The organism is Aquabacterium sp. A3 (assembly GCF_038069945.1).
In the GTDB taxonomy this organism is placed as follows: domain Bacteria; phylum Pseudomonadota; class Gammaproteobacteria; order Burkholderiales; family Burkholderiaceae_C; genus Aquabacterium.
In genome coordinates this window covers 139,375-156,180 of sequence record NZ_JBBPEV010000002.1, presented here as the reverse complement: position 1 = coordinate 156,180, position 16,806 = coordinate 139,375, and the positions used below count along the sequence as shown (strand labels likewise).

Below are 16,806 nucleotides of genomic sequence, written 5' to 3'. Positions count from 1 at the left end.
CGCGCACCATGACCAGGTCAACTGCACCACGCCGTCCAGCACCCACCACCGTGCACCGGGCGGTGTGTGTGACCTTGCTGTGCTGGGGCTCGCTGGCCCAGGGCCAGACGAGCACGCCCGTCACCACCTTGCCCGAGGTGGTGGTGCAGGGTGACGCGCTGAACGCCGCAGACGACCAGGCCATCACCCAGCGGCCTGGGCGTCAGCGCATCGACCGCCGCATCGGCAACACCGACGCGGCGACGTTGCTGGAGGGCATTCCAGGTGCCAGCGCCTACGGGGCGGGCGGGCTGTCCAGCCTGCCTGTGCTCAACGGCCTGGCCGATGAACGACTGCGGGTGCAGGTGGACGGCATGGACCTGCTGGCCGCCTGCCCCAACCACATGAACTCGCCGCTGAGCTACATGCCCGGCAGCGAGGTGCACGAGATCACCGTGCACAAGGGCGTCACGCCCGTCAGCGTCGGCGGCGACAGCCTGGGCGGCACCATCCAGGTCAAGCGCGCGCCACCGGACTTTGCCACGGCTGAAGAAGGCCTGAAGCACCAGGGCAGCGTGGGCGGCTTTGCCCGCGACAACGGCCACGCGCGTGGCGCCCACTGGCGTGCGTCGGTGGCCACCGAGCGCTTCTGGATGCAACTGGCGGGCGATACCGCCCGGGCCGACAACTTCACCGCAGCTGACGGTTTCAAGCCCGCGCAGGCCGGCACCGAAGGTGGCCGCCTCATCCCGGCTGACGAGGTGGCGTCCAGCGCCTACCGCGTCAGCAACCACGATCTGGGCATGGCCTGGCAGCACCAGCAACACCTGCTGCGACTGAACGTGGGGCAACAGAACATCGGCTTTGAAGGCTTCCCCAACCAGCGCATGGACATGACGGACAACGTCAACACCACGGTGAACCTGCGCTACCAGGGCGAGTTTGACTGGGGCGATGTGCAAGCCCGCGCGCACACCCAGCGCACGCGGCACGCCATGGACATGGGGCCTGACCGCTACAGCTACGGCACGGGCATGCCCATGCTGACGCGGGCCGATCACCGGGGCGCCGAGCTCCAGGCCACCTGGCGCGTGAATGACGACCACACCCTGCGGGCCGGCAGTGAGTTTCTGAACCAGAACCTGTACGACTGGTGGCCCGCCGTGGGCGGCACCATGGGCCCCAACGACTTCTGGAACATCGACAACGGGCGCCGCCAGCGCGTCGGTGCTTTTTTGGAGTGGGACCACCGCCTCACCGCCGCGTGGACCACCCAACTGGGTGTGCGCCACGACCGCGTGCTCAACCAGGCCGGGGCCGTGCAAGGCTATGACAATGGCCTGGGCATGTGGGGTGACGACGCCGCCGCGTTCAACGCCCGCGAGCGGCGCCGGATTGATCACCACTGGGACTGGACGGCCCTGACCACCTGGGCTGCCAGCGACCAGCAGCAATGGCGCTGGGGGCTGGCGCGCAAGACACGCTCGCCCAGCCTGTACCAGCTCTACCCCTGGTCCACCAACGCCATGGCGGCGCTGATGAACAACTTCGTGGGCGATGGCAATGGCTACATCGGCAACCCGACGCTGCGCCCCGAGGTGGCCCACACCGCCAGCGTGACCGGGCGGTGGCAAGGGCTGGAGGCGCGCGACTGGCAGGTGGAAGCCACGGCCTTCATCACCGATGTGAAGGACTTCATCGATGCCGAGCGCTGCCAGGTCAGCGCCCAATGCAGTGCCGACAACCTGACGCGGCGCGATGGCTTTGTGCTGCTGCAGTACGCCAATGCCGACGCCCGCCTGCAGGGCGTGAACCTGGGGGGCCAACTGCGCCTGCCCACCAGCGCAGGCAGCGGCGTCTGGCGCCTCAAGGGGCAACTGGACGTGCTGCGTGGCCGCAACCGCAGCACGGGCGACCGGCTGTACAACATCATGCCCACCCAGCTCGGTCTGGGCCTGAGCTGGGAGCGTGCGGGCTGGACACACGCCCTGCAATGGCAGGCCGTGAAGGCCAAGCAGCGGGTCTCGGCCGTGCGCAACGAAATCCCCACCGCCGGCTACGCCCTGCTCCACCTGGCCAGCAGCCTCAAGCTCAAGCTCAAGCACGGGCAGATCGACCTGCGTGTCGACAACCTCTTTGACCGCGTCTACACACCGCCGCTGGGCGGCGCCTACGTGGGCCAAGGCCCCTCCATGACCACCAACGGCATCCCCTGGGGCACCACGGTGCCGGGCATGGGCCGCGCCATCACGCTGGCGTTTTCAGTGACGTACTGAGATGAAAAGCTTCCATCTTTCAATGGGCACCCTCGTGGTGGCGTGCGGCCTGCTGAGCGCCTGCGGTGGTGGGGGCGGCAGCGACGCCGTCCAGGCCAATCCGCAAAGCCTGAGCCTGGCCGCGCCCATGAGCAGCATTGGTTTGGGCAGCACGATGGTGGCCGCCTCGGCCAGCTCGGGCCTGGCGCCCAGCTACACCAGCACCACCCCCACCGTGTGCACCGTGAACGCCAGCACGGGCGAGGTCACCGGGCTGACCGTGGGCACCTGCACCCTGCGCATCACGCAGCGAGGCGACACCCGCTACGCCCCCGCCGAGCCCCTGCTGCTGAGCCTGACGGTGAGCACCAACCCGGCCCAGACCATCGGCTTTGGCGCGGCCCCCAGCCTGAGTGTGGGCGGCCTGGCCACGGTCGAGGCCACGGCCAGCTCGGGGCTGGCGGTGAGCTATGCCAGCCTGAGCCCCACGGTGTGCAGCGTGAACGCCAGCAGCGGCCGGGTGGAGGGCCTGAGCGCAGGCACCTGCACCATCAGCGCCAACCAGATGGGCAATGCGTTTTACCTGACGGCAGCACAGGTGACGCAAGACCTGCCTGTGATGGCACCCATCACGCCCACCGTGCCTGGGGCCCCCACCGGTGTGCGGGTGCAACTGGGCGACGACGGTCTGAGCGTGACCGTGAACGCCCAGGGCGTGGACAGCGGTGGGCGGGCCCTGAGCAACTTCACGGTGCGCTCGGTGCCCGAAGGGGCCATCACCAGCGGCAGCGCCACCGGCAGCAGCCTGCCCTTGACGGTGAACTGCCCGGGCGGATGCGCGGGCCACGCCTTCACGCTCAGTGCCAGCAACAACCTGGGCGAAGGCGCCGCCAGCACGGCCACCGACATCATCACCCACTACACGGTGGTGACCACCTTCTACGAGCCTGATACGCAACCACGCGACAGCATCTTCATCGGGCGCTTCACGGCCAATGCCACGCAGGGCACGGTCACGGGCCTGCGCGGCGAACTGTCTGAATCGATGACGGGCAGCCCGTCGTCCACCGAGCCCTCGTATGGCATGACCTGGCTGAGCCTGACCCACCAACTGGATGCGCGCGCAGCGCCAGGGGGTGATGGCCTGCTGGTGACCACCTTCCAGAACCCGAGCACCTTGACCTTCACCACCCTGTTCGGTGGCGATGGCTGGTCGCCCGAAGCCGGGGTGGCGGCTGGTGGTGTGTACGCCGGCTTTCCCAATGCCGCCAGCAACCCGGGCAATGCCTATGTGCGCATCTTCGTGAACCCGGCCAACCCCACCGCCACGCTCACCCCGGCCCAGATCGACACCCTGGCCTATGCCGACTGCGCGCCCGGCGGCATGATGGGCGCCGTGTGCATGACGGGCACCAGCGTGGCCGGGTATGGCGCGGTCGGCACCATGAGCGGCTACCCGGTGTCACAGCTGGTCAGCCGGCTGCCGTGATCTCCAGGGGCGTGGTCAGAACTGATGTCGCCAGGTCAGTCGCACGCTGCGCGGCTCGGCCGGGTGGATCAAGCGCCCTTCGACCGGTGCCGATTCGCCCGCCATCTGCGATGAAGCCCAGTACTCGATGTCGTTGACCTCACGGTCAAACAGGTTGAACACATCCACCGTGAAGCGGTTGCGACGGTCCAGGGCGTAGCCCACCCGAAGGTTGGTCAACACCGAGGACGATGAGCGCACGCTGTTGTCTTCGATCAGCGGACGCGCGCCCAGGATGCGCCATTGCAGGCTGCCCGACCAGGGGCCCAGGTGCTTGACCGCGATGGCCAGTGAGGCCGCGCGCTCGACCGCGCCCGGGATGCGGTTGCCATCGGGCGAGGCATCGCTGAAGCGCGCATGCGTCCAGGCCAGGTCGGCATCCACCACCAGCCAGTCGGTGGGCGTCCAGCGGTTGCTCCACTCCACGCCCTGGCGGCGGCTGGGTCGGCTGGGCTCGGTGGTGCCCGCGTCGCCCACGTACAGCAGCTCCGAATCCATGTTCAGGCGCCACAAGGCCACCGAGGTCTGCAGCCCCGGCCACCACTCGCTGCGCACCCCCAGCTCCCGACTGAAACCGGGCACCAGGCCGGGCACGGCCTCCACCGGATTGCCGTCGGGGTCAAAGCGGGCCGTCACGCCGCGCGCATCATTGCTGTGAAAGCCCCGGCCCAGGTTGACGAACCATTCGGTGCGCTGCCAGGGCCCGAACACCATCGACAGCTTGGGCGACCACAGGGCATCGGTGGCCATGCCGGTGTTGCGGTCGTCGGTGCGGCTGAGCACGCTGAAGCGCTGCTGATCGCCACGCAGGCCCCACACCGTGCGCCACCAGGGCGTCCACTGCACCGCCTGCTCGGCATACAGCGACCAGGCCGTGATGCGCACCTGGTCGTCGCGCGTGGTACTCAGCCGGGTGCGCTGCACGGTGTCGTACAGCCCCACATCGGCCTCGTCCTGGCGCACGCTCAGGCCCAGGGTGCTGCGCCAGGGCTGGGCCTCGCTGCCATGCCGCCATTGTCGCGCCAGCCCGCCGCCCAGGATCAGGCGATCGTCGCTCTGCTCGAACTGGTCCCCATTGACCGGGTCGCTCTCGAAGTAGCTGAAGTTGGACCACAGGTTCAGGCGGTAGCGCACGGCGTAGGCCTGCGCCGTCCAGCCGCCCGCATCGTCCAGATCGGCCCACTGGGCCGACAGGCTGTGGCGGCTGGAGACCCCGCCGTCCGAATCGTCCAGCGAATCAAAGCGGCCCAGCGAACCCTGCTGCACGGCCCGCAGGGGGATCTGGTCGGTGGCCGTCCAGCGGGCATCGTAGGCCATGGCGTCCAGACGCCAGCCCTTGCGCGCGCTGCCATCACTCAGGCTGAGCACGGCGTTGGCGCGGCGCAGGTTCTGCGGCACCGTCCAGGGACCATCGGCCGTGTGCCATTCCAGCGCGCCCAGCACCACCGGGGCAGCAGCATCGCCCGCGCGCACGGGGGCGGAGCCGGCCAGCACCACACGCTGGTAATTCCCTTCGCCCAGGGTCAACTGCGCCAGGGGCGCCGCCAGGCGACGCACGTAGTGCATGCGCACCGAGCCGGCGGCCGAGAAGTCGCCATCGTCGGCCCGGTAGGCCCCCTTGCGGTAGTCGATGTGCTCGATCAACTCGGGCACCAGCAGGTTCAGGTCGGCATAGCCCTGGCCGTGGCCGTGCGAGCTGAGGTTGATGGGCATGCCCTGCAGGAAGAGGCCCAGGTCGGTGCCGTGGTCCAGGTTGAAGCCGCGCAGAAAGTACTGGTTGCCCTTGCCATCGCCCGAGTGCTGGGTGACGATGAGGCCGGGCACGTACTCCAGCACCTCGCCCGGTCGTTGGGGCGGGCGGGTCTCCAGCAGGCTGCGTTGAATGCGGCCCTCCGAGGCCGCCTCCGAGGTGCCAACGGCGTTGTCGTAATGCGCGGTGACACCCACCTCAGGCAGGGCCACCTCATGGGCCAGGGCAGACCCCGAACAGGCCATCCCAAGGGCCCAGCCAGCAAACAACCTCATGCGCATGAGCGGCTTCCGATGAACAAGCAGAAGCCCGCAGTATGACGTTTATAGATATCGTATGAAATACGTCGTCTGGCGTATGCCGCTGCGCCACCTGAAGCACGGCCCCGCGCTCAGGCACACTGGAGCCTCCGGAGCCTCACATGCAACGCCTGACCATCTCGATCGACGACGACCTGGCCGACCAGTTTGAACAATGGTCTGACGCCCGTGGCTATGCCAACCGTTCCGAAGCCTTTCGCGACCTGTTGCGCAAAGAGCTGGGGCAGTCCCACGTGCAAGCGCATCCAGACACCGCCTGCGTGGGCACCCTGAGCTTTGTCTACGACCACCATGAACGCACCGTGGCCTTGCGCCTGATGGACATGCAGCACGACCACCATGAGCTCACGGTGTCATCGATGCATGCTCACCTGGATCATGACCTGTGCATGGAAACCGTCATCCTGCGTGGCCCCGCCTTGGTGGTGCAGACCTTTGCCCAGAAAGTGCTGGCCGAGCGCGGCGTGCACCAGGGACACCTGCACCTGGTGCCGCTCACGCGGGCCTGACAGGCGCAGGCCTCAGCAGTTCGAGAAATCGGGCTTGCGCTTTTGCATGACGGCGTTGATGGCCTCTTTGGCCGCCGGGCCACGCAACAGCGTGCCGAATTGCTGCAACTCGGCGCTCATCACGGGGTTGAGCTGGGCCGGCAGCGACATCTTCATGAGCTGCTTGGTGGCCTTCAGCGAGGCCAGGGGCTTGGCCGCCAGCTTGGCCGCCTGGGCCTGCGCGTAGCCGTTCACCTCTTGCGGGGGCAGCACGCGGTTCACCAGGCCCATCTCCAGGGCCTCTTCGGCATAGAAGGCTTCGCCCAGCATCAGCTTCTCGGCGGCGCGGGGGTAGCCCACCAGCTGGGTCAGCAGCAGGCTGGCGCCAGCCTCGGGGCACAGGCCCAGGTTCACGAACGGCATGCTGAACGCCGCGTTGTCACCGGCGTACACCAGATCGCAATGCAGCAACAGGGTGGTGCCGATGCCCACAGCCGGGCCGGCCACGGCCGCCACCAGGGGCTTGGGCCAGGCCTTGATGGCGTTGAGAAAGCGCACCACGGGCGCGGGCTCGGCGTCGGGGCTCATGTCGGGCGGGTTGTCGAGGAAGTCGGCCAGGTCGTTGCCCGCCGTGAAGCACGACAGGTCGCCCTGGATGACGGCCACACGCACGCTGTCGTCGTTGGCGGTGGCGTCCAGGGCCGCTGCCAGGGCAGCGTACATGGCCGTGGTGATGGCGTTCTTCTTGTCCAGGCGGTTGAAGGTCAGGGTCAACACACCGCCTTCGCGGTGGCTGAGGATGTCGGTGACGGTTTCGGTGCTCAAGAGGCTCTCCTCGGGATGAAAACGGATCAAAGAATGGGGGCCTGCCCCCGCAGCCACTGCGCCACACGGGGCCACAGCGCGGCCGAAGCAGCAGGCTGAAACACACCAAAGTGACCGATGCGCCGAAGGCCAAACGCCGCCGCCTGCAAGGGCTCAAACTGCACAGGGGCCTGGGCATACAGCGCGTAGAGCTTGTGCACGCCCGCAGGCGACACCAGCTCATCGTCTTCGGCCAGCACCACCCGCATGGGCACGCGCACCTGCGCATAACGGGCCCGCAGCGCAGGCCCCTCTGAGCCCAGGTAATCAGGGTGCAAACACCAGCGCCGCCATTGCCACATGACCCCGGCAGGCAGATCGCCCACCACGCCCAGGCGGCGCCCCGGAAAATAACCGGCCAGCGCGATGCTCACCGGGGCCAGCAGCCACCACAGCCAAGGGGCCTTGCGGCGCACGCCCGGCGCATTCAAGCGCCAATGGCCATTGCCACTGGCCACCGTCACCACGCGCGCAAAACGCTCGGGCTGCGGCAACCACCCAAACAGTTGCCCGCCCAGGCTGTGGCCCAGGTAAACGTGCTCGGCCTGAGGCCAGCGCGCCAGCAGCGTGTCGACGGCGGCCGGCAGGTCGTGCTCAGCCCAGTCGCTGATCGTGGCGTCAAAGCCGCGCAAACGGGGTGGTGCCGACGCGCCCGTGCCCCGCCAGTCAAAGGTCAACACCGCCATGCCCTGCTGCGCCAGCCAGGTGGCAAACGCCTCGTAAAAGCGCTGAGGCACCCCCATGGCCGACACCAGCAGCACGGCCTGCGCGGGGTCGGTGGTGTGACTGGTGGCAGGCTCGTACGCCCGCGCCTGCAACACCACGCCATCGGCGGTGCGCAGGGTGATGGGGTGCACCTGGGCAGACATGGTGGCCGTGGTCACGCCAGGCCCAGCCAGGGCAGGCTGGCGCGCCAGCCCTGCGGGCCCGTGCGCGGGTGGAAGAAATGAAAGTGCCCCACGGCACGCGCCCCAACGTCCTTCGGGCTCAGTATCAGGTACTGCACCGGTGCCTGCGTGTAAGGGGCGTGCACTGCACGGATGCCCTCGGGGCTGGCCATGTTGTCATCGGTGAACAGCACCGCCGTGATGGGCACCGTGACAGCGGCGTAAGCCTGACGCACGGCCTCGCCCTCGCTCATCACGAAGTCCGGAGAGGCACACCAGCGCTTCCACTGGGCCACGATGCCGCGAGGCAGGTCGCCCACCGCGCGCAGGCGCTGCCCGGCGAAGTAGCCGTGGCGGGCCACACTCAAGGGCACCAGCACGTGCCAGAACACCCCCATCACATGCCGCAAGGGCCTCGCCACATAGGTCTTGTAGCCGCTGCCACTGCCCAGGGTGACCACCCGGTCGATCTGCGGATGCTGGGGCATCGCCCCCCACAAGATGCCGCCCATGCTGTGGCCAAACCAGCTGATGGGCAGCTCGGGATGGCGTTGAGCCACCAGCGCCATGATGGTGGGCGCATCGTGCAGCGCCCAGTCGATCAACTTGGCCCGGTAGTGGCGCAGGTTGGGCGGGGCCGATTCGGCCATGCCGCGCCAGTCAAAGGTGTAGACCACGCAGCCCTGCTGCACCAGCCAGGCGGCATAACGCTCATAGAACACCTGCGGCACGCCCAGCGCCGCCGCGATGACCACGGCTCGGCGCGCCACCACGCCATGTGGGCGATAGGCCTTCACCACCAGGGTGTGGCCGTCATCGGTCTGAACTTGAAACGTCTCCATGGCACTCGGATTCGAAGAAAAAGCCCGCACCAGGCGGGCAGCCTGGGCGGGCTTTTTCAGGTCTTGATCACGCGATCAGCAGATCAAAGGCTGTCCACGCGCTCGAAGATGCCAGCAGCACCTTGACCCGTGCCGATGCACATGGTCACCATGCCGTACTTGCCGCCGGTGCGACGCAGGCCGTGCACCACGGTGGCCGCACGAATGGCGCCGGTGGCACCCAGGGGGTGGCCCAGGGCGATCGCACCACCCATGGGGTTCACCTTGGCGCGGTCCAGCACATGGCCCTTGCTGTCGAGGTCCTTCAGCACGGCCAGCGACTGCGCGGCGAAGGCTTCGTTCAGCTCGATCCAGTCCAGATCAGAGGCCTTCAGGCCAGCGTACTTCAGGGCCAGGGGGATGGCCTCGATCGGGCCGATGCCCATGATCTCGGGCGGCACGCCCTTGACGGCGAAGGCCACGAACTTGGCCAGCGGCTTCAGGCCGTACTTCTCGCAGGCTTCCTTCGACGCCAGGATCAGGCAGCCAGCGCCGTCCGAGGTTTGCGACGAGTTGCCGGCCGTGACCGAACCCTTGGCCGCGAACACGGTGCGCAGCTTGGCCAGACCTTCGGGCGAGGTGTCGGGGCGGGCGCCCTCGTCGCGGGTGATGGTCTTCTTGGTGATCGTCACCTCACCCGTTTCCAGGTTGGGCGTGCGCACTTCGATTTCGATCGGCGTGGTCTCGGCGTCAAAGAAGCCAGCTTCCTGGGCGGCGATGGCGCGGCGGTGCGATTCGGTGGCGAAGGCGTCCTGCTCTTCGCGGGTCACCTGCCACTTCTCGGCCACCTTCTCGGCGGTCATGCCCATGCCGTAGGCGATGCCCACGTTCTCATCGACATTGACCACGTCCGGGTGGAAGGAGGGCTTGTTGCCGCCCATGGGCACCATGGACATCGACTCGACGCCACCGGCGATCATGACCTCGGCCTCACCCACGCGGATGCGGTCGGCGGCCATGGACACGGCGGTGATGCCGGAGGCGCAGAAGCGGTTGATCGTCACACCCGCGACGGTCTTGGGCAGACCGGCCAGCAGGTTGGCGATCTTGGCCACGTTCATGCCTTGCTCGCCTTCGGGCATGGCACAACCGATGATCGCGTCTTCAATGGCAGCCGGGTCCAGACCAGGCGCCTGCTTCAGGGCGTTCTGGATGGTGGCGACCAGCAGGGTCTCGGGGCGGGTGTTCTTGAACACGCCACGGCCCGACTTGCCGATCGGGGTGCGGGTGGCGGCGACGACGTAAACGTCACGAAGTTGCTTGGACATGTGTGTGTCTCCGATCGATCAGTTGCGGACAGGCTTGCCGGTCGACAGCATGCCCATGATGCGCTCTTGCGTCTTGGGGTTGTCCAGCAGCGAGCAGAAGTGCTTGCGCTCCAGGGCGTGCAGGTATTCCTCGCTCACCAGGGTGCCGTAGTCGACGTCGCCGCCGGTCAGCACATCGGCGATGCACGAGCTGATGTGGTAGTCGTGCTGGCTGATGAAGCCGCCATCACGCATGTTGATCAGCGAGGACTGCAGCGTGGCCTTGACGCTGCGACCCGCCACGGGGAACAGCTTCTTGGCCGGGGCGCGGTAGCCGGATTCGTACAGGGCCTTGACCTGGGCGATGGCCACGTGCAGGACTTCGTCCTTGTGCGGCACGATCACGTCGCCGTCGATCAGGTAGCCGTACTTGCGGGTCTCGATGGCCGAGGTACCCACCTTGGCCATGGCCGCAGCCTGGAAGCCTTCCTTGACGAAACCGATCAGGTCGCCACCGACCTGACCCGACACACCCTTGGAGGGCTCGAGCAGCTCGGCTGCGCGGCGGGCCAGGTAGGCCAGGCCACCACCGCCAGGGATCAGGCCCACGCCCACTTCCACCAGACCGACATAGCTTTCCATGGCAGCCACGCGGCGTGCGCAGTGCACGGCCAGCTCACAGCCGCCACCCAGGGCCAGGCCGTGCATGCCGGCCACGGTGGGCACGTTGCTGTAGCGCAGGCTCAGCATGAAGTCCTGCAGCTGCTTCTCGAACGGAGCGATGGCCTTGCCACCGCCGGCCATGAAGGCGGGCATCATGGACTGCAGGTCGGCACCGGCCGAGAACGGGCCGTCTTGCGACCAGATCACCAGACCCTTGTAGCCTTCTTCGGCCAGTTGCAGGCCCTTGCTCAGGCCGGCGGTGACTTCGGCCGAGATGGTGTGCATCTTCGACTTGATCGAGGCGATGACCACTTCGTCGTCCAGCGTCCACAGGCGGATGGCGGCGTCTTCGAACAGGGTCTTGCCCGCGGTGGCGGCGGTGGGCGCATTGGAGCCCAGCACGTTTTCGCGGAAGTACTGACGCTGGTAGACGGGCAGGTCGCGCACGGGCACGTACTTGCCAGACTTCGGCGCCCACGAGCCTTCGGCCGTGTGCACGCCATCGCGGCCGTCAAACACCCAGGCGGGCAGCGGGGCCTTCGACAGCGCCTTGCCGGCGTCGATGTCGGCCTTCACCCACTCGGCCACCTGCTTCCAGCCGGCTTCTTGCCACAGCTCGAAGGGGCCTTGCTTGGAGCCGAAGCCCCAGCGCAGCGCGAAGTCGATGTCACGGGCGGATTCGGCGATCGATTCCAGGGTAACGGCGGCGTAGTGGAAGGCGTTGCGCAGGATGGCCCACACGAACTGGGCTTGCGGGTTGCTCGACTCGCGCAGGGCCTTCAGGCGCTCTGCGGGCTTGAGGCGCAGCATGTCGGCCACTTCCTTGTCGGCCTTGCCACCAGCAGCCACGTACTCGCCGGTTTCGGCGTTGAACTGCAGGATGGTCTTGCCTTCCTTCTTGAAGTAACCGGCCTTGGTCTTGGCACCCAGGTTGCCCATCTCCAGCAGCTTGGTCAGCGAGGCGGGGGTGGCAAAGGCGTCGGCAAACACGTCGTCCTTGGCGCCGTTTTGCAGGGTCTTCATCACGTGGGCCATGGTGTCCAGGCCCACCACGTCGGCGGTGCGGAAGGTGGCCGACGAGGCGCGGCCCAGCTTCTTGCCGGTCAGGTCGTCCACCACGTCGTAGCCCAGGCCCGAGCGCTCGACCTCACGGAAGGTCAGCAGCATGCCGGCCACGCCCACGCGGTTGGCGATGAAGTTGGGGGTGTCGTAGGCGCGCAGCACGTTCTTGCCCACGGCGCTGGTGCTGAAGGCTTCCAGCTGGTCCACCACCACGGGGTCGGTGTACTCGGTGGGGATCAGCTCCAGCAGCGTCATGTAGCGCGGCGGGTTGAAGAAGTGGATGCCCAGGAAGCGCGAGCGCAGCTGCTCGGGCAGCACGTTGGCCATGGCCGTGATGGACAGGCCGGAGGTGTTGGTGGCCAGGATGGCCTTGTCGTTCACGAAGGGAGCGATCTTCTTGTACAGATCTTCCTTCCAGTCCAGACGTTCTGCGATCGCTTCAATGATCAGGTCGCAGCCGCGCAGCTCTTCGAGGTGCTCTTCGTAGTTGGCCTGCTGGATCAGCACGGCGTCCTCGACGATGCCCAGCGGTGCGGGCTTCATCTTCTTGAGGTTCTCGACGGCCTTGGTGACGATGCCGTTCTTGGGGCCTTCCTTGGCGGGCAGGTCGAACAGCACGACCGGCACCTTGCAGTTGACCATGTGGGCCGCGATCTGGGCGCCCATCACGCCGGCGCCGAGCACGGCGACCTTGCGGACATTGAATCGACTCATGTTCTCTCCTAGCAGAACTCTGGTTGGGATGGAGATGGCAAAAAAGTAGAAACGGGAGGCAGCCCCTGAGAACTGCCTCCCTTGACCTGTCTTTGTATCAGAACAGGGCTTCTTCCATTTCCATCAGAGGCTTCAGACCAGCCTTGGCGGTGATCATGGCGGTTTCAACTTCAGGCACCAGCTTCGCGAAGTAGAAGCGGGCGGTGGCCAGCTTGGCCTTGTAGAAGGTGTCGCCGGAGTCCAGCTTGGCCAGAGCGATCTTGGCCGATTGGGCGAAGAAGTAGGCGTAGACCAGGTGGCCCACCACACGCAGGTAATCCACGGCGGCCGCACCGACTTCGTCGGGGTTCTGCATGCCCTTCATGCCGATTTCCATGGTGAAGGCTTGCACCTTCTGACCCAGGTCGGCCAGGGGCTTGGTGAACTCCTGCATGGCTTCGTTGTCGGCGTTTTCCTTGACGAAGCGGCCGATCTTCTTGCCGAAGGCGGTCAGCTTGGCGCCACCGTCACCCAGCACCTTGCGGCCCAGCAGGTCCAGCGATTGCACGGTGTTCGTGCCTTCGTAGATCATGTTGATGCGAGCGTCGCGCACGAACTGCTCCATGCCCCACTCGTGGATGAAGCCGTGGCCGCCATAGACCTGCTGGCAGTGGCGGGTGGCTTCCCAGGCGTTGTCGGTGATGAAGGCCTTGACGATCGGGGTCAGCAGTGCCACGGTGTCAGAGGCTTCCTTGCGGACGGCCTCGTCGGGGTGGTTGTGCTCCTTGTCCAGCTCGATGGCGGTGTAGTACACCAGGGCGCGGGCGCCTTCGGCGTAAGCACGGGCGATCAGCAGCATCTTGCGCACATCGGGGTGCACGATGATGGGGTCGGCGGCCAGGTCAGGACGCTTCGGGCCCGACAGCGAGCGCATTTGCACGCGGTCCTTGGCGTAGTTCACGGCGTTTTCGTAAGCCACCTGGGTCAGGCCCAGCGACTGGTTGCCCACGCCCAGGCGGGCGCCGTTCATCATCACGAACATGGCAGGCAGACCGCGGTGAGGCTGGCCCACCAGGGTGCCCACGGCGTCTTCCAGCACCATCTGGCAGGTGGCGTTGCCGTGGATGCCCATCTTGTGCTCCAGGCCACCACAGTAGATGCCATTGCGCTCGCCCAGCGAACCGTCGGCGTTCACCTTGAACTTGGGCACCACGAACAGCGAGATGCCCTTGGAGCCAGCAGGCGCGTCCGGCAGACGGGCCAGCACCAGGTGGACGATGTTGGCGGCCATGTCGTGCTCACCGGCCGAGATGAAGATCTTGGCGCCGGTCAGCTTGTAGGTGCCGTCGCCCTGGGGCTCGGCCTTGGTGCGCAGCAGGCCCAGGTCGGTGCCGCAGTGCGGTTCGGTCAGGCACATGGTGCCGGTCCACTCGCCGCTGGTCAGCTTGGGCAGGTACATGGCCTTTTGCTCGGGCGAGCCGTGCTCTTCCAGGCAGGCGTGGGCACCGTGGCTCAGGCCGGGGTACATGGTCCAGGCCTGGTTGGCCGAGTTCATCATCTCGTACACGGCCTGGTTGACCAACTGAGGCATGCCCTGGCCGCCCCACTCCGGATCGGCCGACAGGGCCGACCAGCCGTTTTCGGTGTACTGCTTGTAGGCGTCCTTGAAACCATCGGGGGTCTTGACCTCGTGGGTTTCCTTGTTCAGCACGCAGCCTTGCACGTCACCCACCAGGTTCAGCGGGGCCAGCACCTTGGATGCGAACTTGCCGCCCTCTTCCAGCACGGCATTGACGGTGTCGGCGTCCAGATCCGCGTACTTGGGGATCTGCTTGAGTTCATCGACAGCGCCCAGCAGTTCGTGCATCACGAATTGCATGTCGCGCAACGGGGGGGTGTAAGAAGGCATCGTGAGCTCCTCGGTCAGAAAGGCACGTTAGTGGAAGGAAACACCTGATCAGGCCAGGCCTTGGGGGGTCGTAACAGGCGCGCCGGGGCCAGAGGCCCGCGTCACGTCGGCCGCGCCGGGGGGCACGGCCTCTCCAGGTGATGGCTTCTCGCCGTGCGTCGCATAAAACGCGATCACGCGCTCGAAGGCCACCCGGGCCCGATCCACCGCCCCTGCCGAACGCAAAAAGCGCGCATCGTGGTGCAGGGACAGGATCAGACCATGGATCTCGAACAACATCTGCATCGGGTCGGTCTCGGGGCGCAGGTGCCCCAGGTCGACCGCCATGCGGATGGCACGGTCAAGGGCCCCGTGCCACAACAACACCATGCCGGCCAGCGCGTCGCGCACCGGGCCCGGACGGTCATCGAACTCCACCGCGCCACTGATGTAGATGCAGCCGGAGTCGATTTCAGTGGCCACCTTGGCCACCCAGCCATCGAACAGCGCGCGCAAGCGCGGCAGGCCGCGAGGCTGCTGGATGGCGGGCCGGAAAACCTCTTCTTCGAACCGCTCGTGGTACTCGCGGATCACGGAGATCTGCAACTCTTCCCGCGATCCGAAATGCGCAAACACCCCCGACTTGCTCATGCCGGTGACCTCGGCCAGGGCGCCGATGGACAAGCCCTCGATGCCCATCTGCGAGGCCAGGTTCAAGGCCGCCTCCAGGATGGTGGCCCGGGTTTGCTGGCCTTTGTGCGCACCGCTGCGGCCACGCTCGCGCACCACCTCGGCGGCGGGTTTGGCGTCATGGGGCAGGAGGGCAGACACGGTATGGGCTTCCGAATAAAACGAACGGTCGTGCTATTTTGCAGAAAATGAAGGCGTCTGTGTGAATCCCCAGAAGTTTTTTTTGAGACATCTGCCCGTCACGCCGCCGGGGGGTTCGGCGCCCCCGGCCATGTTCTGTGGCAAGAACACCGCGTTCAAGTGGGGTCGGCCAGGGGATGATGCTTGAGACTGTCACACAAGGTGATCTATCCTGTATGCATTCCGTTACCCGAATGAGGAGGGTGCATGGACGTGCTGCAGCTCGACGTGTCAGGCCGTCCGCAGGCTTGGCTGTCGGCCAAGGAAGCGGCGGTCCTGTATGCCACCGACAGCGTCGCCTGGACGCTGGGGGATGCCTGCATGGTGCTGCGTGGCGGCATCCAGCGGCGCACGGGCCTGCCCTCGCGGCTGGAGCTGCACCCCATCATCGCGGTCAATGGCGCCATCCCCAGCCGCGCCTGGCGTCAATCGCCCAGCCTGTCCAACAGCAAGCTGTTCACCCGTGATCGCCAGGTGTGCGCGTACTGCGGTGGCCGCTTCCCGCTGGACGACCTCACCCGCGAGCACATCGTGCCCACGTCCCGAGGCGGGGTCGACTCATGGACCAACTGCATCACGGCCTGCCGCAACTGCAATGGCCGCAAAGGCAATCGCACCCTGGACGAGCTGGGCTGGCAGCTGTACTACCTGCCCTACGTGCCCAGCCTGCATGAAGACATGATCTTGCGGGGGCGCCGCATCCTGGCCGATCAGATGGATTTTTTGCTGGCCAGCGTGCCGGCCCACAGCCGGCTTCACGGTCGCCAGGACAAGGGCTGAACAAAGGCCGAAGCCCCCGCGCCACCGGCCCGGGACCAATGCAGGTCAGCGTTGCACCAAGCCGTCAAAGGTGGTGGCCAGCACCCAGTCGATGATCTGGGCATCGGGGTGGCCGCCGGCTTTGAGCACGCCCAGCACGGGGTCACAGGCCCGGGCAAACAGGGTGTAGAGCACCACCTCGGCCGGCACGGCGGTGCTGAGCCCACCTGCCGACTGCGCCTCGGTGATCCAGGTGCCCAGGCGTTCGCTGACAGCGATCAACTGGCCCATGTAGTCCATGTCGGCCACCAGGGCCGCACGCAGGCTGGAGTTCTGCGCGGGCAAGGAGGGCATCTCGCCGGCCAGTTGCACCTCCATGGTCCAGCGGGCCACGGCCTTCAGGCGCGCCAGGGCGTCCAGCCCCGGTTGGGCGGCGATGTCTTCCAGCTGCGCCAGCGCGCGCGCCAGCAGGCGCTTCATGGCCGCGGCCGCCAGCGACTCTTTGGAGTCGAAGTGCTTGTACAGGCTGGCCTTGGCGATGCCCACCTCGTGGGCCACCTCGTCCACCGTCATCAGGTCAAAACCTTTTTCGGCCAGCAGGCGATTGACCGCGTCGACGATCGCGTCTTCGCGGGCTTTGAGAACCTGTTGTTTGAACGGTAGGCGGGCCAT

13 protein-coding genes are annotated in these 16,806 nt (G+C 66.8%); 4 read left to right on the top strand and 9 right to left on the bottom strand.

Annotated features, from left to right (window positions below; genetic code table 11):
- Nucleotides 1-8: 8 nt before the first annotated feature.
- Complete coding sequence (locus tag WNB94_RS09895; RefSeq protein WP_341390185.1) at nt 9-2,255, top strand: TonB-dependent receptor plug domain-containing protein; 2,247 nt, start codon at nt 9-11, stop codon at nt 2,253-2,255.
- Nucleotides 2,256-2,277: 22 nt separating this feature from the next.
- Nucleotides 2,278-3,723: a hypothetical protein gene (locus WNB94_RS09890; protein WP_341390184.1), complete on the top strand. Its 1,446-nt coding sequence runs from the start codon at nt 2,278-2,280 to the stop codon at nt 3,721-3,723.
- A 15-nt stretch (nt 3,724-3,738) separates the two neighbouring features.
- Here WNB94_RS09890 and WNB94_RS09885 read toward each other — a convergent pair whose 3' ends face one another.
- Nucleotides 3,739-5,787, bottom strand: a complete 2,049-nt coding sequence (locus WNB94_RS09885) for a TonB-dependent receptor (protein WP_341390182.1) — start codon at nt 5,785-5,787, stop codon at nt 3,739-3,741.
- Between the two features lie 146 nt (nt 5,788-5,933).
- Here WNB94_RS09885 and nikR point away from each other — a divergent pair, with 146 nt between their 5' ends.
- Entirely contained in the window at nt 5,934-6,341 is a 408-nt protein-coding gene (gene nikR / locus WNB94_RS09880; RefSeq protein WP_341390181.1) for a nickel-responsive transcriptional regulator NikR, read from the top strand.
- Nucleotides 6,342-6,353: 12 nt separating this feature from the next.
- Here the strand turns inward: nikR and WNB94_RS09875 are convergent, their stop codons facing one another.
- From WNB94_RS09875 to WNB94_RS09845, 7 genes are all read right to left on the bottom strand, one after another.
- Nucleotides 6,354-7,145: an enoyl-CoA hydratase gene (locus tag WNB94_RS09875; RefSeq protein WP_341390180.1), complete on the bottom strand. Its 792-nt coding sequence runs from the start codon at nt 7,143-7,145 to the stop codon at nt 6,354-6,356.
- 26 nt (nt 7,146-7,171) lie between these two features.
- Nucleotides 7,172-8,068, bottom strand: a complete 897-nt coding sequence (locus tag WNB94_RS09870) for an alpha/beta hydrolase family protein (RefSeq protein WP_341390179.1) — start codon at nt 8,066-8,068, stop codon at nt 7,172-7,174.
- Nucleotides 8,065-8,913 (bottom strand): alpha/beta hydrolase family protein, encoded by an 849-nt coding sequence (locus WNB94_RS09865; RefSeq protein WP_341390177.1) that lies wholly within the window; start codon nt 8,911-8,913, stop codon nt 8,065-8,067. Before WNB94_RS09865 ends, WNB94_RS09870 begins: the two co-directional genes overlap by 4 nt.
- Before the next feature lie 83 nt (nt 8,914-8,996).
- A complete protein-coding gene (locus WNB94_RS09860; RefSeq protein ID WP_341390175.1) occupies nt 8,997-10,220 on the bottom strand; it encodes an acetyl-CoA C-acyltransferase in 1,224 nt (407 codons plus the stop codon).
- An 18-nt stretch (nt 10,221-10,238) separates the two neighbouring features.
- A complete protein-coding gene (locus WNB94_RS09855) occupies nt 10,239-12,638 on the bottom strand; it encodes a 3-hydroxyacyl-CoA dehydrogenase/enoyl-CoA hydratase family protein (protein ID WP_341390174.1) in 2,400 nt (799 codons plus the stop codon).
- Between the two features lie 97 nt (nt 12,639-12,735).
- Nucleotides 12,736-14,526 (bottom strand): acyl-CoA dehydrogenase C-terminal domain-containing protein, encoded by a 1,791-nt coding sequence (locus tag WNB94_RS09850; RefSeq protein WP_341390172.1) that lies wholly within the window; start codon nt 14,524-14,526, stop codon nt 12,736-12,738.
- Nucleotides 14,527-14,574: 48 nt separating this feature from the next.
- Nucleotides 14,575-15,324, bottom strand: a complete 750-nt coding sequence (locus WNB94_RS09845) for a TetR/AcrR family transcriptional regulator (protein WP_445819064.1) — start codon at nt 15,322-15,324, stop codon at nt 14,575-14,577.
- Nucleotides 15,325-15,582: 258 nt separating this feature from the next.
- On the opposite strand from WNB94_RS09845, the gene WNB94_RS09840 reads away from it, so the two are divergent.
- Nucleotides 15,583-16,155 (top strand): HNH endonuclease, encoded by a 573-nt coding sequence (locus WNB94_RS09840; RefSeq protein ID WP_341390171.1) that lies wholly within the window; start codon nt 15,583-15,585, stop codon nt 16,153-16,155.
- A gap of 45 nt (nt 16,156-16,200) precedes the next feature.
- Here WNB94_RS09840 and WNB94_RS09835 read toward each other — a convergent pair whose 3' ends face one another.
- Nucleotides 16,201-16,806, bottom strand: coding sequence for a TetR/AcrR family transcriptional regulator (locus tag WNB94_RS09835; protein WP_341390169.1), 606 nt, complete (start codon nt 16,804-16,806; stop codon nt 16,201-16,203).

What these genes read in the sequence shown, in the direction of transcription:
- WNB94_RS09890 (WP_341390184.1), top strand. Translation starts at nt 2,278, where the DNA reads ATGGGCACCCTCGTGGTGGCGTGCGGCCTGCTGAGCGCCTGCGGTGGT.
- WNB94_RS09850 (WP_341390172.1), bottom strand. Translation starts at nt 14,526, where the DNA reads ATGCCTTCTTACACCCCCCCGTTGCGCGACATGCAATTCGTGATGCAC.
- WNB94_RS09840 (WP_341390171.1), top strand. Translation starts at nt 15,583, where the DNA reads ATGGACGTGCTGCAGCTCGACGTGTCAGGCCGTCCGCAGGCTTGGCTG.
- WNB94_RS09860 (WP_341390175.1), bottom strand. Translation starts at nt 10,220, where the DNA reads ATGTCCAAGCAACTTCGTGACGTTTACGTCGTCGCCGCCACCCGCACC.
- WNB94_RS09855 (WP_341390174.1), bottom strand. Translation starts at nt 12,638, where the DNA reads ATGAGTCGATTCAATGTCCGCAAGGTCGCCGTGCTCGGCGCCGGCGTG.
- WNB94_RS09895 (WP_341390185.1), top strand. Translation starts at nt 9, where the DNA reads ATGACCAGGTCAACTGCACCACGCCGTCCAGCACCCACCACCGTGCAC.
- WNB94_RS09835 (WP_341390169.1), bottom strand. Translation starts at nt 16,806, where the DNA reads ATGGCCCGCCTACCGTTCAAACAACAGGTTCTCAAAGCCCGCGAAGAC.
- WNB94_RS09865 (WP_341390177.1), bottom strand. Translation starts at nt 8,913, where the DNA reads ATGGAGACGTTTCAAGTTCAGACCGATGACGGCCACACCCTGGTGGTG.
- nikR (WP_341390181.1), top strand. Translation starts at nt 5,934, where the DNA reads ATGCAACGCCTGACCATCTCGATCGACGACGACCTGGCCGACCAGTTT.
- WNB94_RS09885 (WP_341390182.1), bottom strand. Translation starts at nt 5,787, where the DNA reads ATGAGGTTGTTTGCTGGCTGGGCCCTTGGGATGGCCTGTTCGGGGTCT.